Origin of the sequence: Streptomyces sp. Z423-1 (assembly GCF_013009255.1) — a bacterium.
GTDB lineage: Bacteria > Actinomycetota > Actinomycetes > Streptomycetales > Streptomycetaceae > Streptomyces > Streptomyces gossypiisoli.
Genome location: NZ_CP053109.1, coordinates 4,401,671 through 4,426,929 on the forward strand (window position 1 = coordinate 4,401,671; position 25,259 = coordinate 4,426,929).

General features: G+C 72.8%; 19 protein-coding genes. 8 read left to right on the forward strand and 11 right to left on the reverse strand.

Annotation, left to right across the window (positions count from 1 at the left end; genetic code table 11):
* Nucleotides 1-31 precede the first annotated feature (31 nt).
* Both HJD23_RS19615 and HJD23_RS19620 read right to left on the reverse strand, forming a co-directional pair.
* Nucleotides 32-832 (reverse strand): GAF and ANTAR domain-containing protein, encoded by an 801-nt coding sequence (locus tag HJD23_RS19615; protein WP_171134048.1) that lies wholly within the window; start codon nucleotides 830-832, stop codon nucleotides 32-34.
* Between the two features lie 149 nt (nucleotides 833-981).
* On the reverse strand, nucleotides 982-1,155 hold the full coding sequence (locus HJD23_RS19620) for a hypothetical protein (RefSeq protein ID WP_167529710.1): 174 nt from the start codon (nucleotides 1,153-1,155) through the stop codon (nucleotides 982-984).
* Between the two features lie 204 nt (nucleotides 1,156-1,359).
* Between HJD23_RS19620 and HJD23_RS19625 the strand changes: the two genes are divergently transcribed.
* Nucleotides 1,360-2,703 carry a helix-turn-helix domain-containing protein gene (locus HJD23_RS19625; RefSeq protein ID WP_171117247.1) on the forward strand — a complete coding sequence of 448 codons (1,344 nt, stop codon included), beginning with the start codon at nucleotides 1,360-1,362 and terminating at the stop codon, nucleotides 2,701-2,703.
* Between the two features lie 20 nt (nucleotides 2,704-2,723).
* Here HJD23_RS19625 and HJD23_RS19630 read toward each other — a convergent pair whose 3' ends face one another.
* The 5 genes from HJD23_RS19630 to HJD23_RS19650 all read right to left on the reverse strand — a co-directional run bounded on the left by HJD23_RS19630 (nucleotide 2,724) and on the right by HJD23_RS19650 (nucleotide 9,414).
* Complete coding sequence (locus tag HJD23_RS19630; RefSeq protein ID WP_171117245.1) at nucleotides 2,724-4,082, reverse strand: extracellular solute-binding protein; 1,359 nt, start codon at nucleotides 4,080-4,082, stop codon at nucleotides 2,724-2,726.
* A complete protein-coding gene (locus HJD23_RS19635) occupies nucleotides 4,082-6,655 on the reverse strand; it encodes a caspase family protein (protein ID WP_171117243.1) in 2,574 nt (857 codons plus the stop codon). Before HJD23_RS19635 ends, HJD23_RS19630 begins: the two co-directional genes overlap by 1 nt.
* 4 nt (nucleotides 6,656-6,659) lie before the next feature.
* Nucleotides 6,660-7,019: a hypothetical protein gene (locus HJD23_RS19640; protein WP_171117241.1), complete on the reverse strand. Its 360-nt coding sequence runs from the start codon at nucleotides 7,017-7,019 to the stop codon at nucleotides 6,660-6,662.
* A gap of 60 nt (nucleotides 7,020-7,079) precedes the next feature.
* A complete protein-coding gene (locus HJD23_RS19645; protein ID WP_171117239.1) occupies nucleotides 7,080-8,135 on the reverse strand; it encodes a hypothetical protein in 1,056 nt (351 codons plus the stop codon).
* A gap of 91 nt (nucleotides 8,136-8,226) precedes the next feature.
* The gene (locus HJD23_RS19650; RefSeq protein WP_171117237.1) at nucleotides 8,227-9,414 is read right to left on the reverse strand and encodes a PP2C family protein-serine/threonine phosphatase; all 1,188 of its coding nucleotides are present in this window, start codon (nucleotides 9,412-9,414) and stop codon (nucleotides 8,227-8,229) included.
* A gap of 118 nt (nucleotides 9,415-9,532) precedes the next feature.
* Between HJD23_RS19650 and HJD23_RS19655 the strand changes: the two genes are divergently transcribed.
* Nucleotides 9,533-10,024 (forward strand): hypothetical protein, encoded by a 492-nt coding sequence (locus tag HJD23_RS19655; RefSeq protein WP_171117236.1) that lies wholly within the window; start codon nucleotides 9,533-9,535, stop codon nucleotides 10,022-10,024.
* Nucleotides 10,025-10,308: 284 nt separating this feature from the next.
* Nucleotides 10,309-11,235 carry a hypothetical protein gene (locus HJD23_RS19660; RefSeq protein ID WP_240980760.1) on the forward strand — a complete coding sequence of 309 codons (927 nt, stop codon included), beginning with the start codon at nucleotides 10,309-10,311 and terminating at the stop codon, nucleotides 11,233-11,235.
* Here the strand turns inward: HJD23_RS19660 and HJD23_RS19665 are convergent.
* A complete protein-coding gene (locus HJD23_RS19665) occupies nucleotides 11,141-12,460 on the reverse strand; it encodes a PLP-dependent aminotransferase family protein (protein ID WP_171117232.1) in 1,320 nt (439 codons plus the stop codon). The two genes, HJD23_RS19660 and HJD23_RS19665, sit on opposite strands and share 95 nt — an antisense overlap.
* Before the next feature lie 86 nt (nucleotides 12,461-12,546).
* On the opposite strand from HJD23_RS19665, the gene HJD23_RS19670 reads away from it, so the two are divergent.
* Nucleotides 12,547-13,329 carry an alpha/beta hydrolase gene (locus HJD23_RS19670; RefSeq protein WP_171117230.1) on the forward strand — a complete coding sequence of 261 codons (783 nt, stop codon included), beginning with the start codon at nucleotides 12,547-12,549 and terminating at the stop codon, nucleotides 13,327-13,329.
* Between the two features lie 101 nt (nucleotides 13,330-13,430).
* Nucleotides 13,431-15,377 (forward strand): FUSC family protein, encoded by a 1,947-nt coding sequence (locus tag HJD23_RS19675; protein WP_171117228.1) that lies wholly within the window; start codon nucleotides 13,431-13,433, stop codon nucleotides 15,375-15,377.
* Nucleotides 15,378-15,407: 30 nt separating this feature from the next.
* On the opposite strand, the gene HJD23_RS19680 is transcribed toward HJD23_RS19675, so the two are convergent.
* Nucleotides 15,408-17,483 carry a PhoX family protein gene (locus tag HJD23_RS19680; protein WP_171117226.1) on the reverse strand — a complete coding sequence of 692 codons (2,076 nt, stop codon included), beginning with the start codon at nucleotides 17,481-17,483 and terminating at the stop codon, nucleotides 15,408-15,410.
* A gap of 1,144 nt (nucleotides 17,484-18,627) precedes the next feature.
* Here HJD23_RS19680 and HJD23_RS43920 point away from each other — a divergent pair.
* From HJD23_RS43920 to HJD23_RS19695, 3 genes are all read left to right on the forward strand, one after another.
* The gene (locus HJD23_RS43920) at nucleotides 18,628-20,061 is read left to right on the forward strand and encodes a VWA domain-containing protein (RefSeq protein ID WP_240980989.1); all 1,434 of its coding nucleotides are present in this window, start codon (nucleotides 18,628-18,630) and stop codon (nucleotides 20,059-20,061) included.
* Nucleotides 20,062-20,197: 136 nt separating this feature from the next.
* Nucleotides 20,198-21,916, forward strand: coding sequence for a methionine--tRNA ligase (gene metG, locus HJD23_RS19690; RefSeq protein ID WP_171113664.1), 1,719 nt, complete (start codon nucleotides 20,198-20,200; stop codon nucleotides 21,914-21,916).
* Nucleotides 21,917-22,008: 92 nt separating this feature from the next.
* Nucleotides 22,009-22,374: a PH domain-containing protein gene (locus HJD23_RS19695; protein WP_171113665.1), complete on the forward strand. Its 366-nt coding sequence runs from the start codon at nucleotides 22,009-22,011 to the stop codon at nucleotides 22,372-22,374.
* A gap of 52 nt (nucleotides 22,375-22,426) precedes the next feature.
* Here the strand turns inward: HJD23_RS19695 and HJD23_RS19700 are convergent, their stop codons facing one another.
* Together HJD23_RS19700 and aspS are read right to left on the reverse strand one after the other, a co-directional pair.
* Entirely contained in the window at nucleotides 22,427-23,356 is a 930-nt protein-coding gene (locus tag HJD23_RS19700; RefSeq protein WP_171113666.1) for an intradiol ring-cleavage dioxygenase, read from the reverse strand.
* A gap of 118 nt (nucleotides 23,357-23,474) precedes the next feature.
* Nucleotides 23,475-25,238: an aspartate--tRNA ligase gene (gene aspS, locus HJD23_RS19705; protein WP_171113667.1), complete on the reverse strand. Its 1,764-nt coding sequence runs from the start codon at nucleotides 25,236-25,238 to the stop codon at nucleotides 23,475-23,477.
* Nucleotides 25,239-25,259 lie beyond the last annotated feature (21 nt).

Below are 25,259 nucleotides of genomic sequence, written 5' to 3' on the forward strand. Positions count from 1 at the left end.
CCAACCGGTCCCGCCAGTCCCGCCAGTCCCGCTAGTCCCGCCAGTCCCGCCAGTCCCGCCAGTCCCGCCAGTCCCGCCAGTCCCGCCAGTCCCGCCAGTCCCGCCAGTCCCGCTTGAACCGCTCCTTGTGCGCCACCACGTCATGCGCCACGTCGAGCACCGTCCGGCCCCGCGCGAACGCATGCCCCCGCAGCCGCGCCAGCGCCTCGTCCGAGCCCACCCCCAGCTGGGCCATGACCATGCCGATGGCCTGGTAGACCTCGTCGTGCTCGGTGGCCAGGTCGCTGAGCCAGAGGCCGTCCGACGAGCGGCCGCCGTTCTCCTCACCGGTGGGCAGGGCCATCAGGGCCACCGTCATGACCCCGGCCACGAGGTACGCGGTGCGCAGGTCGCGGGGACCGAGCATGCCGGGTATGTCGCGGTAGAGGTCCAGCGTGCCCAGGCACCCGGCGTCGTCGCCCAGTGGCAGCGCGTACACGGCCCGTACCCCGAGTGCCGTCGCCTCCTGGGCGAAGACCGGCCAGCGGTCGGCGTCCCGGCCGCCCGCGAGGTCGGACGCGATCACGGGCGTGCCGGTGCGCGCGGCGTGCAGGCACGGGCCCTCACCCAGGGTGGCCTGGACCTCCATCAGGTACGCCGCCCGGTCGTCGCTCGCGCTCAGCGGTACGGGCATGCCCTCGTGGCACAGCGACACGCTCGCCCGGGCCACCGGTAGCAGCCGGACGGCGACGTGGCACAGCCTGCGCGGTATCTCACCGGGCTCGGCGTCCCGCACCCCGTCGGCGATCGCCTCGGCAGCCCGCGCCCGTTCCGGTTCGTCCCTGGGCCGCACGGTGACTCCCTCCTCCGACGACCGCCTCGGACGACGTGGGGTGGCGTCACAGGCTGCTGGCACCACACTCACGACCCGCCCGGAAACGAGGCCCGACTACCCGCACCCGGCCACCCCAAACCGCGCCCCGGGCAGCTCACCGACCTCCGCTACCGGCCCTGGCCGGGCACCCCCTGCACCGACGTCTGCACCGGCTCCGTCGCCCGCGCCGGTCCCGCGTTCGCCGCCGTGATCAGGGCCGCGGCCGCGACGATCGCCGCGGCGAACGCTCGGGCGTAACGGGCGGAAGGGCGTCCGTGGGGAGCGGATGTGGGTCCGGGCACGGCAACCTCGCAACGACAGTGGGGGGTTAAGCAGCCTTAATCTCGGTCCTAACCTAGGGGTCACGAGGTCCAACCGGAAGAGCCCCCCGGGGAGTTGGCCAATCGGCCCCGGCGGCGGGCGGCGTCGGCCGACCCACCCCCAACAGCGCGTCTTCCTCCCCAACTCCCCTCAACATAAGTCCACTTACTGGCATGATTAAGCCCATGGCGAAGCGGGACGACCCGGAGACCATCGGGCGCAGAGTGCAGCAGCTGCGGCACGAACGCGGCCTCACCCAGCGGCAGTTGGCAGAACCGGCCTACACCCCCGCCTACATCTCCACCCTGGAGGCCGGCCGCGTCCGCCCCTCCGACGACGCGCTGCGCCACCTCGCCGACCGCCTCGGCGTCGCCTTCGACGAGCTGGCCACCGGCCGCCCCGCCCGCCTCGCCACCGACCTGAGGCTCCAGCTGACCGAGGCCCAGCGCACCCTGGCCACCGGGGAGGCGGAGGAGGCGCGGGAGCAGTACGCCGCCCTGCTCGCGCAGGCGGAGACGCACGGCCTGATGGACGAGCAGGCCACCGCGCTGCTCGGCCTCGGCGAGTGCGCGCTGGACACCGGCGACCTGACCGCCGCCCGGCAGCACTTCGAGCGCGCCGAGCGGACCCTCGACGACGCGCCCCTCCCGGCCCGCGTCCCCGCCCTGCGCGGCCGCGCCGTCGCCCACTACCTCGCCGGTGAACTCCGGTACGCCGTCTACCTCCTGGAGTCCACGCTCGACGAGCTCAACCGCGGCGGACTGCACGACCCGGACGCCCTGCTGCTCCTCTACGCCGCCGCCATAGGCCCCTACATGGACATGGGCGCCCACGCCCGCGCCGCCCAGGCCGCCGAGTTCGCGCTCGCCCTCGCGCCGCAGGCCGGGGACCCCGCCCTGGTCGCCCGGATGCACCGGCAGGTCGCCCGCACCCTGGTCGCCGAGGGCCGCCTCGCCGAGGCCGACGCCTCGCTGGCCAAGGCCGCCGAGATGTACCGCCAGCTCCAGATCCGTACCGAACTCGCCAACTGCCACTGGATGCGGGGCTACGTCTACGCCCAGAACGGCGATCTGGAGCGCGCCGAGACCGAACTGCGCGCCGCCCAGGACATGCTCTCCGCCAAGCGCGCCGCCCTCTACAGCAGCCAGGTCGCCGTCGAGCTCGCCGACGTACTGCACCGGGGCGGAAAGTCCGAGGAGGCCGCCGCCCTCCTGAACGACGTGCTCGGCGACCTCTCCTCCGAACGCGGCGCCGTACACGCCGCCGCCGCACATCGCCTCCTCGGCCGGATCGCCGAGGACGCGCGCGACACGGAGTCGGCCGAGGAGCACTACGTCCGCGCCCTCAGCCTGCTGGAACGCGCGGGCGCCGCCGGTGACCTGGCCGACCTGTGCCGGTTGCTCGGCGATCTGCTGCGCCGCACCGGCCGGGTGGAGGCCGCGCTGGACGCGTACCGGACGGGACTGGGCCACCGTACGGCCCCCGGCACCACCACCCTCGGTCCCGCACCCGCACAGCCTCCGCTGTAACGACGAGCGGTAGCCGTGCGTCAGTCCGGCAGCGCCCGCTTCAGCGCCGTGTCCAGGGTCTCCGCCAGTGCCGCGTCCCCCGGTGGGCGGTCGGCGAACAGGGCGCCCAGCTGGGTGGTGAAGGTCTGGGTGAAGGCGCCGTACAGGGCGGTGCGCGGGCGGTGTACGGCGTGGCGCAGGGCCGGGAGGAGGATGCGGCGGGCGTAGGCGGGGCGGCCGGCGGTGTCGCGGGGCATGCGGTCGGTGCTCTCGCCGGACGGGGACGGCGAGGCGGCGGCCTGGGCCGTGCAGCGGACGGCGTCGTCGGTGTACGCCGACGCGCGCGTCGCTGCGAACCCGGCGTCCAGCAGGCAGCGTTCGCTCTCCTTGCCGGTGAGGTACCTGATCAGCTCCAGCGCCTTCGCCGGGCGCGGCGAGGCCCCGGTCACCGCGAGGTTCTGCCCGCCGAGGACGGCCCGGCCGGGCAGCGGGGCGACGCCGAGCTGTTCCTCGGTGAGGCTCTGGTGCAGGGTGCGGTAGGCGTACGGCCAGTGCCGCAGGAACGCCGTGCGGCCGTCCTCGAAGTCGCCGAGGGTCGCGGCCTCGTCGGAGTGGACGGCGTCCTTCAGGAGGTACGGCGCCTGGGTGCGCCGGCGCAGCTCCGCGATGCCGTCGGTCAGCTCGTCGACGGTGGCGCCGTAGTGGCCGTCGGCGTCGGTGAGGGCGAGGTCGGGCACGGCCGACGCGAACGCCTCGACGGCGTTGACCGTACGGCCCTCGTAGGCGGCGAGCTGGGTGGTCCAGCCCTTCTCGTAGCCGTCGGGCGGGTTCTCGTCGAGGGAGTCGACCATGGCCTCCAGCTCCCGCCAGTCCAGGCCGCCGCTCAGGTCGGTGCGCTGCACGCCGCCGTCGCGGAGGTGGTCGCGCCGGTAGTAGAGGAGCCCGACGTCGCTGTTGAACGGCACCGCGTACACCTGGTCGTCCCAGCGGGCGGTGTCGGCGACGGACTCGATGACGTCGCTGTCCAGCACCTCGTCGGGCAGTGGGCGGACCAGGCCGGCGGCGGCGAACTCCGGCACCCAGGTCACGTCCAGGATGACGGCGTCGTAGGCGGCACTGCCGGACTGGAGCGCGCCGAGCAGCTGGCTGCGCTGTTCGTCGGCGCTGCCGGGCAGTTCGACGAGGCGGGCCCGGTAGCCGGTGCCGTCCTTCTCCTGCTGCCGGTTCCAGGCGTCGATGAGCTGCTGCCGGATGCCGTTCTTGCCGGTGACGTCCCGCCCTCCGGCGACCACGATGTCACCGGGCACGTCGGCGGTGGGCGCGGCCCGCGTGCCGTCCCCGCCGCCGGTGCACCCGGCGAGCAGCACCAGGGCCAGCAGGGCCACGAGCCGTCGGATCATCACTGCTCCCCCGTTCCGGTGCGCGCGACCTCGGCGCTCAGGCCCGTGCCGAGTTCGTCGTCGGCGTCCAGGCAGCGGCCGCCGCTCGCCACCGCGATCAGGGCGTCGGGCTTGCCCGCGGCGCAGCCGCCGTTGGCCAGGGACACCATGGTGATCGGCACGTTCGTCAGGCGTGCCCGGCTCAGGAGGTCGTCGAGGCGGGCGCCGGTGAGGCGGCCGGCGTCCTCGTCGTCGGTGATGAGCACGATCAGCTGGGGCCGGTCGTCGGCGGCGCCGCGCTCCGCCATGTGGTCGAGCGCGGCCACCAGGGCGGCGTACGGATCGGCCTCGGCGTCGCGGACGCGGGCCCCGGCGTCGATCGCGGCCTCGGCGGACCGGCGGCTGTGCGGGCCGAAGGGCAGCAGGGTCTCGTACGAGCGGCCCCCGGTCTCCGCCACCGCCCACACGCCGTACTCGTCCCGCCTGCCGAGCCCGCCCAGCGACTGCTTCAGCAGCCCCGGACCGCCGCTCGGCCCCCGCCACAGCCCGGCCATCGAACCGGAACTGTCGAGCAGGAACAGCGCCCGTCCGGGCCCGCGCGCGTCCCGGTACTTGCGCAGGGCCGTCTCCATCGCGTCCCGCCCGGCGGACTCGATCAGCAGGGAGGGCGCGGGCAGCACCCCCTCGGCGATCTCGTCCGGGTCCAGCAGCGCCCGGTCGCCGGTGGCGGCGCGGAACCCGGCCGCGCCGAACGCCGCCCGTCCGCCCTCCCCGGCGAGCCACGCCCGGAAGTCCCCGGCCGCCTCGTCGCGCGCGGCCCGGTCCCGGTCGGCGCCCTCCCAGCGGACCCGCACGAAGACGGGCTCCAGGCCCGGCACGTCGCCGGGGTACTGGGCGGTGCGCGGGCTGCGCGTCGTACGGTCGCAGCCGACGCCGCTCTTCATCAGGAACTCCGGTACGAGGACGGCGGTGCGGTGGTCGGCGGCGTCGTCGTCGGGCAGCACGCACAGCAGCTCGGCGGCGGTGGGTGAGGGCGGTCCCGGCGGGGCGAGCTGCTGCTCCACCCGGCCCGGGTCGGCGCCCGTGCCGTACAGGCCGATCGTGGCGAGCAGCGCCGCGTCGGCGAACTCCGGGTCGGGGCGGCGTACCTCGGCGTCCTCGTGCCGCTCCCTCAGGGCGTCGAGCATCCCGGTCAGCGGGCCGCCGACCCGCTCGTCCAGGGAGGTGGCGGCGAGCTTCGTGGGCACGGCCAGCACGATCGGGGAGTACGCCAGCGCCCGGTCGTCCGGCTCCAGGCGGGCCAGCACGTCCGTGTCCTGGTCGGTGGTGACGCGGGCGACGTCCGCCCGCGAGGCGGGGATCCAGACGTCGGGCTGCGGGCCGATGTCGCGCTGCGGGTTGAGGTCCTCGTTCCGGGGCTCGTGCCAGGCGGCCGACTCATGGCGCAGCGCGGTGACGGCGGCGGCGGAGCCCGCGCTGTAGACGGTGATGCCGCTGCGCCGGCAGCCGTCGCCGGTGGTGTTCGCCTGCGACGTCAGATACGCGTCGGCCGCGGCGCCGACCGTCGCCTCCAGGTCGGGGTCGGTCAGGACGCGCAGCTCCAGGGGCGGGGCGCAGGCGGGGGAGCCGCCGACGAGGGCCAGGAGGCCGTACACGCCGAGGCCGGTGGCGGTGAGGGAGAGCAGGACGGTGGTGCAGGCCAGGCTGCGGGCGGCCCGGAGCACGCCGGGTAAGCGGCGCAGACGGGCGGTGAGCGGGCCCGGGGGAACGGGGCCGACGCGGTGATGCGTCGGCGGGGGCTGCTGGGGCGGCCGTACGGCACCGGGGCCGGGACGCGTCAGTCGTACGCCCTGCTCCTCCCGCGCCGACAGCAGCACGTCCTCGTCGTGCTCCGCCCGGCTCTGCGGCGTCCACGGCTCCTTGCGCAGCGTCTCGTGCCGCCCCTCGGCCATCCGCTTGCGCAGCGCGTCCGAGACGTCCCGGAACCCCAGCTCACCAGGCGCGTCGAGGAGGTGCAGCAGCTCCTCGGTGAACGGCGTCGGCGTCCCGCCGTCCCCCGCGTCGGTGCGGTGGTTGGCCTGCACGCTCATCAGCAGCAGCACACGCCGCTTGTCCCGGAAGTGCTCCCAGATCCACGCCGCGTTGCCCGCGAAACAGCAGTCCAGGATCACCACGATCCGCTCGGCCGGGCTGCTGGCCAGCCAGGTCAGCACGGTCGTGAACATCTCCGCGCCGGGGAACACGGCGTGCCCGCCCGCTATCACGCTCGCGTTGCGCATCTGCAGGAACAGCTCGTCGCCCGCGCTGGGGATGGCGCCGTGCCCGGCGAAGTACAGCAGGAGCAGCCCCTCGGCCTCCTCGGCGGCCGTGCGCAGCGCGCGGTCGAAGTCGTCCAGCGAGGGCGAGCGTTCGACGGTGACCTGGTCCGCGGCGAAGACCCCGCCGCGGGCGAGGGTGTCCCGGAGCCGGTCCAGGTTGTGCTCGACGGCCGGGAGGTCGCCCGGCACACCGTGCGGCGGCTCGGTGAAGTCGTACGTGGAGACCCCCACCAGCAGTGCCCGGTTCACCCGCCCCCGCGGGTCGAAACGGGTCACCGGTCTACCCGTCGAGGTCCGCTGGTTCCACGCGGCCCTCGGGCGGATCGCCGTCCTCCACCTCGCGCCGGTTGTCCCGCCAGGCCTCCACGGCCCGGCCGACCTGCACGATCAGCTGGTTGAAGCCCACGGTCGCGGCCGCGCTGACCAGCGCGACGACGATCTCCATGCCGACGCCCATGGGAGCGCCGGTCTCGTCGGTACGGCGCCGCTCGTGGATGCGGAGCGTGCCCGCCCGCACCAGCTCGTCGAGGCCCTGCTCCCGCTCCAGCCACTTGCGCAGCGCGCCGATGTCGCTCTCGGTCGCGGTCTCGTCCAACCGGACGCGGATGACCCGGCCCGTCACTCCGTCCCCCTCAGCCATAACTCACCATCATGGCACCGGGGTTGCCGCCTGGGGAGGGTCCGGACGCGGGTGGTGCGTTCAGTGCTGGGTCTGGAGCTGCCGCAGCTGCCGCTGTACGTGGTCCAGGGCGCCGACCCGCCGCCCCGGCACCCGGCCGCGCACCTCGGCGAGCACCGTCCCCAGTTCGCGGGCCCGCGCCGGGTCCCCGATCTCGCCCCACTGATGGTGGGCGCGGTCGACGGCCGCCTCGACGGCGGGCGCGTCCGGGGCCTGCCCGGCGGCCAGCCGCGCCGACGCCACCGCGAGCCAGGTACGGCAGCTGCGGGCCGCGTCGCCCGCGAACATCGCCAGGTCCGCCCGCACCTCCGTCCAGTGCAGCGCCTCCTCGGAGGCGGCGCCGTGCGCCCGTACGGCGGCCTGCTCCCACCGGGCGGCCAGCGCGTCGGCGTCGGCGTGCCGCCCGGCCTGTACGGCGGCGGAGATGGCGGCGTGCGGATCGCTCACGCCGGGCGCCCGCGCGGCGAGCACGATCCCGGGGGCCTCCCCCGCGATCCGGCTCAGCGCCTGCTGGTGCAGCTGCTCCACGGGCGGCCGGTGCCCGCTGCGGAGTATCGTCGCGACGGCCTTCATGTACGACGGGTCGGCCACCGTACGCCGGTGCGGCGGCGGCGCGATCCGCCCGTACACGGCGCAGTTCCGCCCGGAGTCGAGCGGCGTACCGCGCAGCTGCTCCCAGCTCTCCGCGTCCGCGTGCAGATCGAGGTGGAAGGTCGTGGTGCCCGGCGCACGCAGCCGCAGTTCCTCCCGGAACCAGTGCCAGGGGAAGCCCGTGTAGCGCACGGTGGCCGGTGTCGTGCGCGCCAGCGCCAGATGCGGCAGCCGCTGCCGCCGGTCCAGCAGGAGCTGCCCGGTGACGAACACCGTCAGCGGGCCCACGGTCCCGGCGGCCGCCCTCAGCCGCGTCAGCACGGCCTGCGGCTCCACCGGGTCGGCCAGCTCGACGACGTTCGCGGTGTCCGTGCCCGCCAGCACCCCGGGCGCGACGGCCGCCAGCACGGGAAGCACCGTCGCCGCATCCACCAGCCGCCCCTTCCCCACGGGCGCGGCGGCCACCAGCAACACGGTCCCCGGCATGGTCCCTCCCTGTCGATCACATACGTCAGCACCGTAACCGCTGCGCCGCCCGCCGGGCCCGGGACGGGGGACGCCCCACCTTGGACAGGCCCTAAATCCTCCGCACCGCGAACACCGTCGTGTCGTCCTCCAGATGCCCGCGGGAGTGCCGCAGCACCCCGTCCCGCACCAAGGCCGCCAGCCGCCGTGGCCTCGCGGTGCGCGGGTCCGCGGCGAGGGCGCGGGTCACCTCGACGGTCAGCGGGTAGAACCCGCCGTCCGGGGCGCGCGCCTCGGTCACGCCGTCCGTGGTGAGCAGGAGGGTCTCGTCCGCGGCGAGGGGGAAGCGGCGGACCGGGGGCAGGGTGGGTACCTCCGGGGGGACGAGGTCGCCGAGGCCGAGGGGGAGGCCGCCGGTCGAGGGGAGGGTGCGGACGCCGTGCGGGCCGGCGATGAGCGGGGGGTCGTGGCCGAAGTTGACGACGTCCACCGCGTCCTTCACGTCCTGCGGGAAGTCGAGCAGCACGGCGGTGGCGAAACGGTCCAAGTCCGTTCGGCCGAGGGCGGCGACGTGCTCCCGGTGGCGCCGGATGCGTACCTCCAGGCGCTCGGCGACCGTGGTGATGTCCGGCTCGTGGTAGGCGGACTCGCGGAACGTGCCCAGCAGGGCCGCCATCATCTCGACCGCGCCGATGCCCTTGCCCTGTACGTCGCCCACCAGCACCCGGGTGCCGTGCGGGCCGGGCTGGATGTCGTAGAAGTCGCCGCCGACCCGGGCGTAGGTGTCGGCGGGCATGTACACCGCCGCGTGGTCGAGGCCGCCCCAGTGCATGGGCAGCGGGCGCAGGACGGTGCGGCGGATCGTCTCGGCGATGCCCCGGATGTGCAGGATGCGCTCCTCGCCGCGGATGCGGACCGCGCACGCCGCCGTGGCGAGCAGGCCGCCCAGCGCGATCAGGATGAGGTCGGGCAGCCCGACATGGAAATCGTCGGGCCAGACGCTGTCCACGACCACGTACGTCAGCAGCGACAGCACGACGAAGGCGGCCGTGGTCCACACCGAGCAGATCGCGGCGGCGATACCGGGCACCAGCACGATCCAGGAGATGATCCGGAAGTCATCAGGGGTGAAGATGTCCAGCACCGCGATCCCGATCAGGATCAGCAGCGGCGGCACCCAGGCGACGCTGCGGCCGCGCACGCGCAGCATCTGATGCCGCAGCGCCTCCTGGCGCCCGGCGCGGGGATACCGGTCGAGCAGGCTCAGCCCCCCGCCGCCCCCGGTCACGGGCCTGGTCATGCACCACAGCGAAGCACGCCCCCGCGCCGTGCGCATCCGAACCCCGGCCGGCCGACTTGCCGCCCGCCCTCCCGCGGTGTGCCCTGGAAGGCGGGGGCGAGGAGAGAGGAGTCCTCCCATGGCTCATGCGGCACCCGCGCCCGGCGCACCTGTGCCCGGCGCACCTGTGCCCGCCGCCCGCCCGTCCACCGCGCCCGCCACCCGGCCCGGCGCCACCCGCACGCCCGACCTCTTCAGCCCCCGCACGCACGCGGTCGCGCGGTGGGCCGTACCGGTCTGCGTCGGGCTGCTCTACGGCTACTGGGCGGCGGCCAACGACCGCGGCGGCGGCCCCATCACCGGCTGGAACGTCCTGTTCGGCTTCGTCACGGCGCTCGTGTTCGTCGTGCTGTACGCCGCCGTGCGCGCAGCGGCGTCGCGGCTGCGGCGCGGGGCACACGCCCTGGCCTGGGCGGCCTTCTGGGGCGTCGCGTTCGGCTTCCTGTACAGCCAGACCGGCGAGAGCGTGCTGCGCTCGGCGGGCATGTCGGTGGTGATCACGGGGGCCGTCTTCGTGGTGCTGTTCTACCGCTACTACACGCACGAGGCCACGGACCGCCGGGGTACCTAGGTCGCGTCTCTTCGAGTGGTGCTCTCCCGCGTCCGGACACGCGTGGACCCCGGCATGGTGGCCGGGGTCCACGCCTTCCCTCATCCCTCCACTCACCGGACGACGGGCAGCACGCCCCGGTCGTCCGACGAGGCCCGAGAAACGCTTCCCTTCCAGGAAACACCCGTTCGGCCCAGCCCTCCACCGGAGAGCGAAACCCCAGCTCCGCCGCCACGACTCGGCCCATACACCCGATTGCAGGCGTACCGCTCGCATCGCCCGCCCCCAGGCCGTTGCCTGAAGGGGTGTCCCGCAGACCAGCACCCGGCCCCCGCCTGCGCGCCGCCCTGTCCGCCGCGCTGATCGCCCTGTGCTGCCTGCTGGTCCCGCTCGGCGCGCTGGCCGCCTGGGCGGCGTACGACCTCACCGACACGGGCCGTTACGTCCGCACGATGGCGCCGCTGGCCGGTGACCCGGCCGTGCGGGAGGCGGTCGCGGACACCGTCGGCGACGAGGTGCTGCACCGGATCGACGGCACGCAGGGCGTCATGGGCCCGTTCGTGCGGGACGCGGTGCGCTCGTTCACCCGGACCGACGCCTTCCGGGCGGGCTGGGACACGGCGAACGGGGCCGTGCACGACGCCGTACTGCGCGCCCTGCGCGACGACGACCGGCCCCGCGCGGCTCCCGTCACCGTCGACCTGGCCCCGGTCACGACCCGCATCAAACGCGAACTCGCCAACGACAACGTGCCGTTGGCCCACCACATCCCGGTCCGCCACACCGAGGTCGCGGTCCTCGCGCCCCGTGAACTGGACCGGCTCCGAAAGGGATACGACGTGCTGGAAGTCGCCGTCCTGTGGCTGCCGGTCGCGGCCGTCACCTGCGCCGTCGCCGGCATCGCCGTCGCGACCTGCCGCCGCCGCGCGATCACCGCCACCGCCCTCGGCACGGCCCTCGGCGGCGCCCTGCTCGGCGCGGCCGTGGCCGTCGGCCGCGTGCTCACCCTGTCCGACCTGCCCGCCTCGGTCTCCCGGCCCGCCGCCGGCGCGGTCTACGACGCCCTCACCGCGACCTTGCGCACCACGTCCTGGCTGCTCGTGGTCCTGGGCCTCACGGTGGCCCTGACCACCTGGCTCACCGGCCGTTACGGCCCTCTCGTACGACGTCGGCAAGCACCCGTGACGCCCGCTCCAGTTCCGCCTCAGCAGCCGACGCGAGCCCGAGCCTGACGGCGTCCGGCGTGCGGTGCGCACCCACGGCGAAGGCGGTCCCGGGCGTGACGGCGATTCCGTGCGCGGCGGCGGCCGCCGTGAAGGTGTCCGCGCGCCATGGCGGCGGCAGCTGCCACCAGGCGTAATAGGCCCCCGGGTCGCTGCGTACGGCGAAGTCGCCCAGCCACCGCCGCACGATCCGCCGGCGCCGCGCCGCGTCCGCCCGCTTGGCCGCCACCAGCCGTTCCACGGTCCCGTCCCCGAGCCACCCCACCGCCGCCTGCAGCGCGAACCGCCCCGCACTCCACCCACCGGACCGGATCGCCGCCGCCACCGCGTCCACCCGCCCCGGCGGTACGACGAGAAACCCGACGGTGAGTCCGGGTGCGACGCGCTTGGACAGACCGTCGACGACGTGGGTGAGGTGCGGCGCGTGAACGGCGAGGGGCGGCTCGGGCCGGAGGAAGGACCAGATGCGGTCCTCGACGACGGGCACCTCCACGTCGCTCACCACCTGGGCGACTTGGATCTTCCGCTCCTCGCTCATCGTCACGGACGTCGGGTTGTGCAGCGTCGGCTGGACGTAGAGGGCGGACAGGGGCGCGCTGCGGTGGGCGTTGCGCAGCGACTCGGGGCGGAGCCCGTCGGCGTCCATGGCCAGCGGGACGAGGGTGATGCCGAGCCGGGCGGCGATCTCCTTCACCAGCGGATACGTCAGCTCCTCGACACCGACCCGGCCGCCCGGCCGGACCAGGGAGGCGAGGGCGGCGGCGATCGCCTGCCGGGCGTTGCCCGTGAACAGCAGCCGTCCCGGGTCGGGGCAGCCGAGGAGCGCGGCGGCGGCCTCACGGGCGGCGGCGGTGCCGGTGGCGGCGGCCGGGCGGAGGGCTCCAGTGAGGGTGTCGGGGTCGAGGAGGGGCGCGAGGGCGGGGGCGAGAAGGGCGGACTGGCCGGGGGCGGTGGGGTAGTTGAGTTCGAGATTCACGGGAGCGGCGGTCGACGGCTCGGCGAGCGCCCGGCCCCCTTGCACGGCCGGGGCGGCCCGGACGAACGTGCCGCGCCCGACCTCGCCCACCACCAGTCCCCGGCGCACCAGCTCGCCGTACACCCGCCCGGCGGTCGACGCGGCGATGCCGCGCCGCCGTGCGAACGCCCGCTGCGGGGGCAGCCGTTGACCGGGCCTGAGCCGCCCGGCGGCGATGTCGGCGGCGATGCGGTCGGCCAGCGCCAGATAGTCGTCCATGTCGCCCCGCCCTCGCCGGATCCGGATTGCACCGAGAGCAAAGATCCTATTGCACCGAGGAGTTGGGCCGACCTAGGGTCGCTCACATGACCCCCTTCCTCGCATACGAGGACAAAGGCGCCGATACGTCGTCCCGGCCGCCCCTCGTCCTCGTCCACGGCCACCCCTTCGACCACACCATGTGGGCGCCGCAGATCGCGGCGTTCGCCGCCGAGCGCCGCGTCATCGCCCCCGACCTGAGGGGCTACGGCGCGTCCCCGGTCACCCCCGGCATCACCCCGCTCTCCGTCTTCGCACAGGACATCGGGGACCTGCTGGAGGAGCTGAAGGTGGAGTCGTACGTCCTGGCCGGGCTGTCGATGGGCGGCCAGATCGCGATGGAGTGCTACGCCCGCTTCGGCGACCGCGTCCGGGGCCTGGTCCTCGCCGACACCTTCCCGGCGGCCGAGACCCCGGAGGGCAGACGCGCCCGCAACGCGATGGCGGACCGGCTGCTCCGGGAGGGCATGCGGGGATACGCCGACGAGGTGCTGGAGAAGATGGTCGCCCCGTACGCGGCGCCCCAGGTCAAGGCCCACGTCCACCGCATGATGACCGGCACCCCGCCGGAGGGCGCCGCGGCGGCCCTGCGCGGCCGGGCCGAGCGTCCCGACTATCGCGACCTGCTGACCCGCGTCACGGTCCCGGCCCTGGTGGTGGTCGGCGCGGACGACACATACACCCCGGTCTCCGACGCCCGGGCCATGCACGCGGCCCTGCCCGACTCCACCCTCCACGTGATCGAGTCCGCGGCTCACATGCCGAACTTGGAACGCCCGGACGACTTCAACGCTGCGCTGGGGGAGTTCCTGGACCGCGTGGTCCCCTAGTCCCGCTCGGTCCCACTCAGTCGCGCTCAGTCCCGCTCAGTCCTGCTCAGGCGGAACCGACCGCTCCTGACCGGGCGTGATCAAACGGTCATAATGTCCCCATGGCCCGCGAGTTCCACGTCAGTCTCACGCCGCCCGACTGGCTGGTCAGGAACCTCCGGGCGCAGCAGGCGCCCGTCAACCGGCCCGCCGTCGCCCGGGCGGCCGTCTCGCTGGCACTGCCGCTCGCGATCGGGCTCGCCGTCGGCCGGCCCGCCTACGGCGCCCTCGCCGCCATGGGCGCCCTGTCCGGCGTCATCAGCGACACGGCCGCCGCCTACCGGCTGCGGGTGCTGACCATCGCCGTGCCGCAGCTCTTCGGCGCCGTCGGCGTCACCCTCGGCACCCTCGTCAACGGGCACGGCTGGATCGCCGTCGCCACCGTCACCGGCGTCGCCCTGGTCTCCGGGATGATCTCGACGATCGGCGCGATCGCCTCCGTCTCCGGGCTGCTCCTGCTGCTGAACGCCGTGATCGGGGCCGGGCTGCCGCTGCCGGGCGAGTGGTGGATGGCGCCACTGCTGCTGGCCGGCGGCGGGCTGCTCGTGCTGCTGCTCGCGCTGCTCGCCTGGCCGCTGCGCTCCGGCGTCCCCGAACGCGCCGCCGTCGCCGGCACCTACCGGGCCGTCGCCGACCTGCTCGCCGTCTGCGGCGCCGACTCCGCGGTGGCCTACGACGACGCCCGCCACTCCGCCACCCTCGCCCTCAACGAGGCCTACGACCTGGTCCTGTCCCACCGCGCCCGCCATCACGGCCGCAGCCCCGAACTGACCCGCCTGATCGCCCAGTTGAACGCCGTCACCCCGCTCGTCGAGGCCGCCCCCGCCGTCCACCTCAGCGGACGGACCCTGCCGCCCGAGGTCGCGGCGGCCATCCGCGCCCTCGCCGAGGCGGTCGAAACCGGCCGCACCGAGCCGCTCCGGCTCCGCCTGCCGACGCCCACCACCGAAACCGGCCGCGCGGTGAACCACGCCCTGCGGCACGCCGCCGACGTCGTCACCGCGCCGGACGTCGACCCGCGCGGCATCGACGACCGCCTCGGCGGCCCCGCCGCGCTGGGCGTCCGCACCGCCCTGGCCGCCCGCAACGCCGTCCTGTCGGCCAACTCCTGGCGCTACGGCCTGCGCCTCGCCCTGTGCATCGGCATCGCCCAGGCCCTGGTCTCCCTCGTCGCCGTCCCGCGCTCCTACTGGGTCGCCCTGACCATCACCTTCGTCCTCAAACCCGACTTCGGCTCGGTCTTCTCCCGGGCCCTGCTGCGCGCGCTCGGCACGGTCGCCGGGCTGGTCGTCGCGGCGGCGGTGCTCTCGGAGGTGCCGCGCGGCTGGTGGGACGTACCGGTCCTGCTGCTGCTCGCCCCGCTGATCCCGGCGCTCACCCCGCGCGGGTACGGCTACCAGACCGCCGCCATCACGCCGGTGATCCTGCTCCTGTCCGACGTCCTCAACCAGCAGGGCACCGGCCTGCTGCTGCCCCGCCTGGTCGACTCCCTCATGGGCTGCGCGATCGCCCTGATCGCCGGGTATCTGCTGTGGCCGGAGAGCTGGCACACCCGCGTCGGCGACCGCCTCGCCGACGCGGTGGCGGACACGGCCCGCTACGTCGAGACGGCCTTCGCCGCCACGGCGGACCCCGCGGCCCGCGCCCGGATGCGCCGCCGTCTGTACCGCGACCTGTCCGGCATCCGTACGGAATTCCAGCGCGCCCTCACCGAACCCCCGCCCACCGGCCGCCGGGCCGCCGCGTGGTGGCCGCTGGTCGTCGCCGTGGAACGGATCGTGGACGCGACGACGGCGGCACGGGTCCGCGTCAAACACGGATCCGCACCGCCGTCGAAGGCAGAGATCGATCAGGTGGCCCTGCAGCTGAGGGACCTGTCCCAGGGCCTGCGCGAAGTGGAGACCCTCACGCCCGTCCGCACCGACCTGATGGGCCCGGCGGACAGCGTCCTGGAGCCCCTGCGCCAGGAGGTCGCGGCGGCGCGAGCGATCGCGTCACCGCAACCCTAGGGAACTGCCTGTCGTGGTTGTCCCGGCTGCTCAGGCGCCTATGTCGCAGCCGTCCTTGCGCCAGACGGCCACGACCGCGGGACGGTTGAGCTTGCCGGGACCGTCGGGCCAGGCGCTCAGGGGCTTCTCGGCGGTCGCCCCGTCGACCTCGCCCGGGTGCTGCACCGCGACCAGGACCCGGCGCTCCTGGATGATCGGCCCGCAGGTCTCGGCGCCGATCGGCACGCTCAGGAACTGCTTCAGCTCACCGCGCCGGTCACCGCGCGTAGCGACACCGAAGAGGCCGTCGTGGAAGCCGAGGGAGTTGCCGTCGGTGGAGATCCACAGGTTGCCGTACCGGTCGAAGGCGACGTTGTCCGGGCAGGAGATCGGGCTGACCTGGTCCTTCGGGAAGCCGGCGAAGTAGGTGGCCGGGTCGTCCGGGTCACCGGCGACGAGGAACAGCGACCAGGCGAACCTGGTGGCATCGGCGCGGTTCCAGCGCTCGGTGAGCTCCAGGACCTGCCCGTGCTTGTTGGCGTTGCGCGGGTTGGCCTCGTCCGCCTTGGCGTTCGAACCGACACCGCGGGCGCTGTTGTTGGTGAGGGCGACGTACACCTTGCCGGTGTGCGGGTTGGGCTCGACGTCCTCGGGCCGGTCCATCTTCGTCGCGCCGACCTTGTCACCGGCGAGCCGCGTGAAGACGAACACCTCCTCGGCGGTCATGCCCTCGACGTGGGACACCGCGCCGTCCGCCGTCGCCGTGGCCAGCGGAATCCACTCGCCGGAGCCGTCGAACTCGCCGTCCCGCGGGAGCTTGCCGGTGCCGTCGATCTCGATCGCCGGGGAGTCGCCGGTGAGCTTGGCGACGTAGAGGGTGCCCTCGTCGAGCAGCGACAGGTTGTGCTCGCGGACGGCGCGGGAGTGGCCCTTCTTCATCCGCTTGCTGCCGACGAACTTGTAGAAGTAGTCGAAGCGCTCGTCGTCACCGGAGTAGACGACCGGGCGGCCGTCGTGCGTCAGACGCACGGTCGCGCCCTCGTGCTTGAAGCGGCCGAGGGCGGTGTGCTTGCGCGGCGTGGAGGTCGGGTCGTACGGGTCGAACTCGACGACGTAGCCGAAGCGGTGCGGCTCGTTGGGCTCCTGGGCGACGTCGAACCGCTTGTCGAACAGCTCCCACTTGCGGTCGCTGCCGCCGGTGGGCATGCCGTAGCGCTTGTCCGTCGTCCGGCTCGCGTTGGCGAAGTACTGGTTGAAGTTCTCCTCGCCGTGCAGGGTGGTGCCCCACGGGGTCACGCCGCCCGCGCAGTCGTTGAGGGTGCCGAGGACCTTGGTGCCGGACGGGTCGGCGGAGGTCTTGACCAGGTCGGACCCGGCGACCGGCCCGGTGAGCCGGAACTCGGTCGTGGCGGTCACCCGACGGTTGAGGTGGTGCCGAGGCACGGGCGTCAGCTTCCCGGTCCTCCGGTCACCCTCGACGACGACGGCGGACAGCCCGTGCGCCGCCCACGCGATCTCGACCTGCTCGCGGGTGGGGTTGTCCTCGTCGTAGTCGCGGAACATGAGCACCTCGTCGGTGTACTCGTGGTTCGCGACGAGGATCTGCCGGTTGCGCTCGCCGGGCAGCGGCAGCAGCGCGAGGAAGTCGCAGTTGTACCCGAACTGACCGGCCTGGGCCTTGGCGGTCTGGTTGTCCGGGTCGAAGGCGGGCGCGCCGCGCAGGATGGGCTCGCCCCAGCGGATGACGATGTTCTGGCCGTACCCCTCGGGGATGGTGACGGCGTCGTTGGTGTTCGGCACGACGGGCGTGAAGCGCAGCCCGCGGGCACCCTTGTTGCCCGGCTTGCCCGGCTTGTGCCAGCGGTCGGCGGACGCGGCCTCGGCCTGCGGGGCGGCGGCGACGGTGGCAGCGGTGCCGGCAGCGGCGGCCGCGGTGACGACGGCGGCGGCACGCATCACGCTACGGCGGCTCAGGGCGCCGGCGATGACGTCGCCGACGTACGGGTTGGCGGTGGTGTTGGGCACCTCGTGGAAGCAGGCGTCACCACAACGGAAACGGCAGGTCAGAGCGGAACGTCCGCCCGCATGAGAGTCATTGGTTCTTACGATAGGCAGCAGATTGCGCACTTTTACTCCCCTTGCTTCCCCTTGAATCCAGCGTGACGGACGGTAGGAGCACGTTTGTGCGGGAGCGGAGCGATGGGGTGAACGGAACGTGAACCTGGGGTATCTGTCAAGGAGTTGAGGTTTACGCACATCACGGCTTGGTCCGACCCTTGACGCGGACGCCGTCATCCCTCCCCGGACCGCTAACCTTACGTGTCCGTCCTGGCCAGGGATTGACGGGCATCACCTCACGCGAAGGGTTGCGCACATGGGCATTCTCACTCTCCTGCGGAACGCATTCGGCCGCTCCCGCAAGGGCCGCAGGCCCGAGGCAGAGGGTGTCCCCACGCAGCCACAACCAACCCCCACCTCGACCTCGCCGGCCCCCGAGCCCCGCGAGGAGCACGACCTGGTGGCGGCGGCGTTCGACAGGGTGACGGCCCCCCACTCACTTTCAGCCGCCCCGGGAAACCGGGACGAACCGCTCATTCCATCCCAACCGACCCCCACGGAGAAGCCCCAGCACTCGGAGAAGCGGACGGTTGGGGGGGAACTGACGGTTACGGGGGAGCTGACGGTCGGGGAGGGGCCGACGGTCGCGAGGGAGTCGACGGTCGCGGGGGAGACGACGGTCGCAGGGGAGTCGACGGTCGGGGAGGGGCCGACGGTCGCGGGGGAGACGACGGTCGCGAGGGAGTCGACGGTCACGGGGCAGCCGACGGTCGGGGAGGAACCGACGGTCACGGGGCAGCCGACGGTCGGGGAAGAGCCGACGGCCACGGAGAAGCCGACGGTCACGGAGGAGTCCGCGTCGGCTGCAGGGCCCGAGGCGGCGACCGAGACGCCGGTGGCTGAGGCAACGGCGACGATCGAGGTGCGGGAGGCCGAGGCAGCGGCGACGACCGAGGTGCCGGAGGCCGAGGCAGAGGCGAAGCCGGAAGCAGAGGCGAAGCCGGAGACGGCCGCCGCGCCGGAGGCAGAGCCGACGGCCGAGCCGCAGGCGACCACGCCGAGCGCACCGGAAGCCAACCCGACGACCGAAACGGACGCGGAGCCGGAAGCCGCGACCGACACCGAGCCGACCTCGCAGCCCGAGCCGACGCCGCAGCCGGAAGCCGAGGCAGAGGTCACGGCGAAGCCGCAGACCGCCACCGAGCCCACCTCCCTGACCGAGGCAGCAACCGAAGCGGCCACCGCGCCGGCGACGGAAGCGGAGCCGGGGCTCAAGCCCGAAGCCAAAACCGACACCGAGCCGACCTCGCAGCCCGAGCCGGAGGCCAAGGCCGAGGCCGAGGCGCAGCCGGAGACCAAGCACGAAGCCGAGGCGGCGGCCGAGCCCACCCCGCAGCCCGAGCCGGAGGCCGAGGCTGAGGGCGAGGTGGAGCCGGAGAGCAAGCCCGAGGCCGAAGCCACGCCTGAAGCCGAGCCGACGCCGGAGGTCGCGGCGAAGCCGCAGACCGCCACTGAGGCCGAGGCGCAGCCGGAGACCAAGCACGAAGCCGAGGCGGCGGCCGAGCCCACCCCGCAGCCCGAGCCGGAGGCCGAGGCTGAGGGCGAGGTGGAGCCGGAGAGCAAGCCCGAGGCCGAAGCCACGCCTGAAGCCGAGCCGACGCCGGAGGTCGCGGCGAAGCCGCAGACCGCCACTGAGGCCGAGGACCAGCCTGAGGCCACCACGCCGACCACCCCGGAAGCCGACCCGACGACGGAAGCGAACGCGGAGCCGACTGCGCAGGCCCAAGCCGAGGCCGAGGCGCAGCCGGAGACCAAGCCCGAAGCCGAAGCCACCCCCGAGCCGGAGACCGAGGCGGTAGCCGAGGTCGCGGCGGAAGCGGTGGCGACCGAGAGCGCCGCCCCGGTCGACTCAACCCCCGCACCCGCACCCACCAACGGCGAGGACACCCCACAGGGGCCACCCGCACCCGACAACGAGAGCCGCGCGGGTGGGCACGACATCCCAGTACCCCCCACCCTCCGCACGGCCTACACCGCAGCAGCCACCACCCTCAAAGCCCACAACATCCCCACCGCCACCACCACCCCCACCAAGATCTACCTCGTCCTCGACCGCTCCGCCTCCATGCGCCCGTACTACAAGGACGGCTCCGCCCAGGCCCTCGGCGAACAGACCCTCGCCCTCGCCGCCCACCTCGACCCCGAGGCGACGGTCCACGTCACCTTCTTCTCCACAGAACTCGACGGCACCGGCGAGCTCACCCTCCCCGACCACGAGAACAAGATCGACACGCTCCACGCCTCCCTCGGCCGCATGGGCCGTACCAGCTACCACGTCGCCGTCGAGGACGTCCTCACCCACCACGACAAGACCACCACCCCCACCACCCGCGCCCTCGTGATCTTCCAGACCGACGGCGCCCCCGACGCCAAAACCCCCGCCACCCAGGCCCTCACCAGCGCCGCGAAATCCCACCCCCACATCCACTTCGCCTTCGTCGCCTTCGGTGAACACGACAACAAGGCCTTCGATTACCTCCGCAAACTGAAGACCGGCAACACGTCCTTCTTCCACGCGGGCCCCACCCCGAAGGAACTCACCGACACCGAGTTCTACGAGGGCGTCCTCGCAAACTGGCGCCCGTAGCGTCCGCCGTAGCGTCCGCGAAAACCCCCACCCCCGGCCGCCCGCCTCTCACCCCGTAAAACGGGAAGCGGGCGGCCCACCCATGTCGGCTACGATTTCAAGGTTCGTAAACGCAGCGACCTGGGAGCAGCCCCCGATGGCTCGACACCTCATCACCAGCGCCCTTCCGTACATCAACGGGATCAAGCACCTGGGCAACATGGTGGGGTCCATGCTCCCGGCCGACGTCTACTCCCGTTACCTCCGCCAGCGCGGCCACGACGTCCTCTACATCTGCGCCACCGACGAACACGGCACCCCCGCCGAGCTCGCCGCCAAGGAGCAGGGCCTCCCGGTCGACGAGTTCTGCGCCCAGGCGCACGACGCCCAGAAAGCGGTCTACGACGGCTTCGCCCTCGCCTTCGACTACTTCGGCCGCAGCTCCAGCCCCCAGAACGTAGAGATCACCCAGCACTTCGCCCGCAAGCTCAACGAGAACGGTTTCATCGAGGAGCGCGCGATCCGCCAGGTGTACAGCCCCACCGACGGCCGCTTCCTCCCGGACCGCTACGTCGAGGGCACCTGTCCCCACTGCGGCTACGACAAGGCCCGCGGCGACCAGTGCGAGAACTGCACCCGCGTCCTCGACCCCACCGACCTGATCAACCCCCGCTCGGCGATCTCCGGCTCCACCGACCTGGAGGTCCGCGAGACCAAGCACCTCTTCCTCCTCCAGTCCAAGCTCCAGCACGAGGTCGAGGAGTGGGTCGCCCGCCACGAGGCCGACTGGCCCCAGCTGGCCTCCTCCATCGCCCGCAAGTGGCTGAACGAGGGCCTGCACGACCGCGCCATCACCCGCGACCTGGACTGGGGCGTCCCGGTCCCCGCCGACACCTGGCCGGACCTCGCGGCCGAGGGCAAGGTCTTCTACGTCTGGTTCGACGCGCCGATCGAGTACATCGGCGCGACGAAGGAGTGGTCGGACCTGGACCCGGAGAACCGGGACTGGAAGTCCTGGTGGTACGACGTGGACGACACCGTCCGCTACACCGAGTTCATGGCCAAGGACAACGTCCCCTTCCACACCGTGATGTTCCCGGCCACCGAGCTGGGCGTGCGCGAGCCGTGGAAGAAGGTCGACTACGTCAAGGCCTTCAACTGGCTGACGTACTACGGCGGAAAGTTCTCCACCTCCCAGAAGCGCGGCGTCTTCACCGACCAGGCGCTCGAAATCCTCCCCGCCGACTACTGGCGCTACTTCCTGATCGCCAACGCCCCCGAGTCGGACGACGCGTCCTTCACCTGGGAGCACTTCACGGCGACGGTGAACAAGGACCTCGCCGACACCCTCGGCAACTTCGTCAACCGCGTCCTGTCCTTCTCCAAGAAGCGCTTCGGCGACCAGGTCCCGGCCGGCGGCGAGCCCGGCACGGCGGAGGCGGCGCTGGGCGAGGAGATCGCCCGCCTGCTCGCGGAGTACGAGGAGCAGATGGAGGCCCTCCAGTTCCGCAAGGCCGCCGCCGCGCTGCGCGCGCTCTGGTCGGCGGGCAACTCCTACCTGGAGGAGAAGGCCCCCTGGCTGGAGATCAAGACCAACAAGGACGGCGCCGCCCTCACGCTCCGCACGGCGATGAACCTCATCCACCTCTACGCGGTGGTCTCCGAGCCCTTCATCCCGGCCACGGCCGCCACCATGCGCACGGTCTTCACCCTGCCCGACGACACGGCACCCTGGGTCACCGAGGCCGAGGCGAAGTCCCTCACCTCGGTCCCACCGGGCACCCCCTTCACCGTCCCCCCGGTCCTGTTCGCCAAGCTGACGGACGAGGACCTGGAGACGTACAAGGACCGCTTCGGCGGCGAAACAGCCGCGTAACAGCCCTTCTCGGACCCTTCACTCACCAGGTATACCTGGCCAAGATCACGCGACCGGCCAAGATCACGAACACTTGAGTGGGGGGTCCATCCATGGCTCTATTCGGGAACGCGCACAGCATCGATCCGGGGGCGGCGCAGCAGGACTACGCGCGTCTGCTGGGGCAGGGGGAGCAGGTGCACGCCGCGTACCTGCTGATCCGCGACACCATCCTGTTCACCGACCGCCGTCTGATCCTGGTCGACAAGCAGGGCATCACCGGCAAGAAGGTGGAGTACCACTCCATCCCGTACCGCAGTATCACGCACTTCGCCGTCGAGACCGCCGGCACCTTCGACCTCGACGCCGAACTGAAGATCTGGCTCTCCGGCTCCCAGACCCCGATCCAGAAGACCTTCACCAAGGGCGTCGACATCTACGAGGTGCAGGCGATCCTGACGCAGTTCGTGGCGAGGTGAACCGAGGGCGCCCGGGGTGCGACCACCCGGGCGCCCTCGTCCCTGCTCGGGGCTAAGTGCCCGTGTTCGTCGCCTCCGGGTCCACGCCGACCGTGATGGTGGCGAGGACGCCCTTGGCGATGTCGTTCTTCCGGTACTTCAGCTTCAGCAGACCGCCGGTCGTGCCGGACTGGTCGTAGATGGTGTCCTCGGTGAGCGTCGTGCGCTCGGTCGTCGAGGTCGAGTACGGCTCCACCTCCGCCGACGCCAGGACCGCCTCCTCGTCGAAGAAGAACTGACCCGTGTGGCAGGTGTTACCGCCCTCGTAACCGGCGTCCGTCCAGGTGCCGCCCACATGCACCTTGGTGTGGATGTGCACGCAGCGGCCGCGGTACCAGCCCGGGAAGATCGTCCTGAAGGTGACGAAGCCCTGCTTGTCCGTGCGCCAGGTGCCGCGCAGGTAGCGCTCGTCGTCCGTCGGCTCCTCGTGCACGCCGCCGCCCGTACCGCCGCTCGGCGCGCCGGACGGGGGCTCGCCGGTCGGGGTGCCCGTGGGGGTGCCGGTGGGGGTGCCCGAGGGGGCGTCCGTGGGCGGGGTGCCACCGCCGCCGGTCGACAGGCTCTCGTAGCCCGAGTAGATGCCCAGCGCGTCACAGTGCCAGATGTCCACAGCCGCGTTGCGCAGCGGCTTGCAGGTCTCGGAGTCGATCACCTTGATGCGGAGGGTGAGCGGGATGCCCTCCTTGTCCTCGGTGATGTCCTGGCGGATCTTGTCCGCGTCGATGTAGTAGGGGCCCTCGGTGGTCTCCGAGGTGAGCCGGTAGCAGGCCTCGCCGGTGGCCGCCGTGTCCTGCTTCTTCTCGCCCGCGAAGGCGCCCGCCGCGAGCGTGCCGCCGACGCCCACCGCCACGACCGCTCCGCCACCGGCGATCACGAGCTTACGGCGGGTCAAGTCCCGTTTGTGCCGCGGGGAATGGCTCTTGGATTCCGTGTTCTCCGTCATGGGCGGGACGCTAGGGAGCGCACCTGTCAGCACCATGAGTGAGAGCTGGGTGAGAGCCCTGCATACGAAAGCGGCCCGGAACCAACCCCGGTTCCGGGCCGCCCGCGCTCAGCAGGGGCTACTTCGGCTGCGGCTTGCGCACCGACAGGTGCAGCTCCTTCAGCCGGGCCTCCTCCAGCTCCGTCGGAGCGCCCATCATCAGGTCCTGCGCGTTGCCGTTGAGCGGGAACGCGATGGTCTCGCGGATGTTGGGCTCGTCGGCCAGCAGCATGACGATGCGGTCGACGCCGGGCGCGATGCCGCCGTGCGGCGGGGCGCCGAAGCGGAACGCGCGCAGCATGCCGGCGAACTTCTCCTCGACGGTCTCCCGGTCGTACCCGGCGATCTCGAAGGCCTTGAGCATGATCTCCGGCTCGTGGTTCCGGATCGCGCCGGAGGACAGCTCGACGCCGTTGCAGACGATGTCGTACTGCCAGCCCAGGATGTCCAGCGGGTCCTGGGTCTCAAGGGCCTCCAGGCCGCCCTGCGGCATGGAGAACGGGTTGTGCGAGAAGTCGATCGCGCCGGTCTCCTCGTCCTTCTCGTACATCGGGAAGTCGACGATCCAGCAGAAGCGGAACACGCCCTCCTCGAAGTGCCCGGCCCGCTTGGCGGCCTCGACCCGGACCGCGCCCATGATCTTGGAGACCTCGTCGAACTCGCCCGCGCCGAAGAACACGGCGTGCCCGGCGGCCAGCGAGAGCCGCTTGGTCAGCTCGGCGACGTTGTCCTCGGTCAGGAACTTCGCGATCGGGCCGGACAGCGTGCCGTCCTCGCCGACCCGCACCCACGCCAGGCCCTTGGCACCCAGCGTGACGGCGTACTCGCCGAGCTGGTCGAAGAACTTACGGGGCTGCGAGGCGACGTCCGGCACCGGCAGCGCGCGGACGTGCTTGCCCGCGAACGCCTTGAACTCGGAGCCCTCGAAGATGTCGGTGATGTCCACCAGCTCCAGCTGGGCGCGCAGGTCCGGCTTGTCGGAGCCGTACTTCAGCATCGCCTCGCGGAACGGGATCCGCGGGAACGGGGACGTGACATGGCGGCCGTCCCCGAACTCCTCGAACAGCTCGGTCATCAGCTTCTCGACCGGCTGGAAGACGTCCTCCTGCTCGACGAAGGACATCTCGATGTCGAGCTGGTAGAACTCGCCCGGCGAGCGGTCGGCCCGCGCGTCCTCGTCGCGGAAGCAGGGCGCGATCTGGAAGTAGCGGTCGAAGCCGGAGATCATCAGCAGCTGCTTGAACTGCTGCGGGGCCTGGGGCAGGGCGTAGAACTTGCCCGGGTGCAGGCGGGACGGCACGACGAAGTCGCGGGCGCCCTCGGGGGAGGTGGCGCTCAGGATCGGGGTCGCCATCTCGTTGAAGCCCAGCGCCGTCATCTTGTGCCGGATCGCCGAGATGACCGCCGTACGCAGCATGATGTTGCGGTGCATGCGCTCGCGGCGCAGGTCCAGGAAGCGGTACTCCAGGCGCCGTTCCTCGTTGACCCCGTCCTCGGTGTTGATCGTGAAGGGCAGCGGGGCGGCCGCGCCCAGCACCTCGACCTCGCCGACCTCGATCTCGATCTCGCCGGTGGGCAGGTCGGGGTTGATGTTCTCGGCGCCACGGGAGACGACCTGGCCGTCGACCCGGACGACGGTCTCCTTGGAGAGCTTGTCCAGCGCCTCGTAGGCGGCCGTGTTCGGCCGGGCGACCAGCTGCGTGATGCCGTAGTGGTCGCGCAGATCGATGAAGAGGATGCCGCCCAGGTCGCGCCGATTGTGCAGCCAGCCACTCAGCCGGACGTCGGTGCCGACGTCAGAGGCGCGGAGCTCGCCGCAGGTGTGGGACCTGTACCGATGCATCGTCGTTCATCCAGCCTTCGC

What these genes read in the sequence shown, in the direction of transcription:
- HJD23_RS19630 (WP_171117245.1), bottom strand. Translation starts at nt 4,082, where the DNA reads ATGATCCGACGGCTCGTGGCCCTGCTGGCCCTGGTGCTGCTCGCCGGG.
- HJD23_RS19640 (WP_171117241.1), bottom strand. Translation starts at nt 7,019, where the DNA reads ATGGCTGAGGGGGACGGAGTGACGGGCCGGGTCATCCGCGTCCGGTTG.
- HJD23_RS19670 (WP_171117230.1), top strand. Translation starts at nt 12,547, where the DNA reads ATGACCCCCTTCCTCGCATACGAGGACAAAGGCGCCGATACGTCGTCC.
- HJD23_RS19650 (WP_171117237.1), bottom strand. Translation starts at nt 9,414, where the DNA reads ATGACCAGGCCCGTGACCGGGGGCGGCGGGGGGCTGAGCCTGCTCGAC.
- aspS (WP_171113667.1), bottom strand. Translation starts at nt 25,238, where the DNA reads ATGCATCGGTACAGGTCCCACACCTGCGGCGAGCTCCGCGCCTCTGAC.
- HJD23_RS19645 (WP_171117239.1), bottom strand. Translation starts at nt 8,135, where the DNA reads ATGCCGGGGACCGTGTTGCTGGTGGCCGCCGCGCCCGTGGGGAAGGGG.
- HJD23_RS19655 (WP_171117236.1), top strand. Translation starts at nt 9,533, where the DNA reads ATGGCTCATGCGGCACCCGCGCCCGGCGCACCTGTGCCCGGCGCACCT.
- metG (WP_171113664.1), top strand. Translation starts at nt 20,198, where the DNA reads ATGGCTCGACACCTCATCACCAGCGCCCTTCCGTACATCAACGGGATC.
- HJD23_RS19665 (WP_171117232.1), bottom strand. Translation starts at nt 12,460, where the DNA reads ATGGACGACTATCTGGCGCTGGCCGACCGCATCGCCGCCGACATCGCC.
- HJD23_RS19695 (WP_171113665.1), top strand. Translation starts at nt 22,009, where the DNA reads ATGGCTCTATTCGGGAACGCGCACAGCATCGATCCGGGGGCGGCGCAG.
- HJD23_RS19700 (WP_171113666.1), bottom strand. Translation starts at nt 23,356, where the DNA reads ATGACGGAGAACACGGAATCCAAGAGCCATTCCCCGCGGCACAAACGG.
- HJD23_RS19675 (WP_171117228.1), top strand. Translation starts at nt 13,431, where the DNA reads ATGGCCCGCGAGTTCCACGTCAGTCTCACGCCGCCCGACTGGCTGGTC.
- HJD23_RS19625 (WP_171117247.1), top strand. Translation starts at nt 1,360, where the DNA reads ATGGCGAAGCGGGACGACCCGGAGACCATCGGGCGCAGAGTGCAGCAG.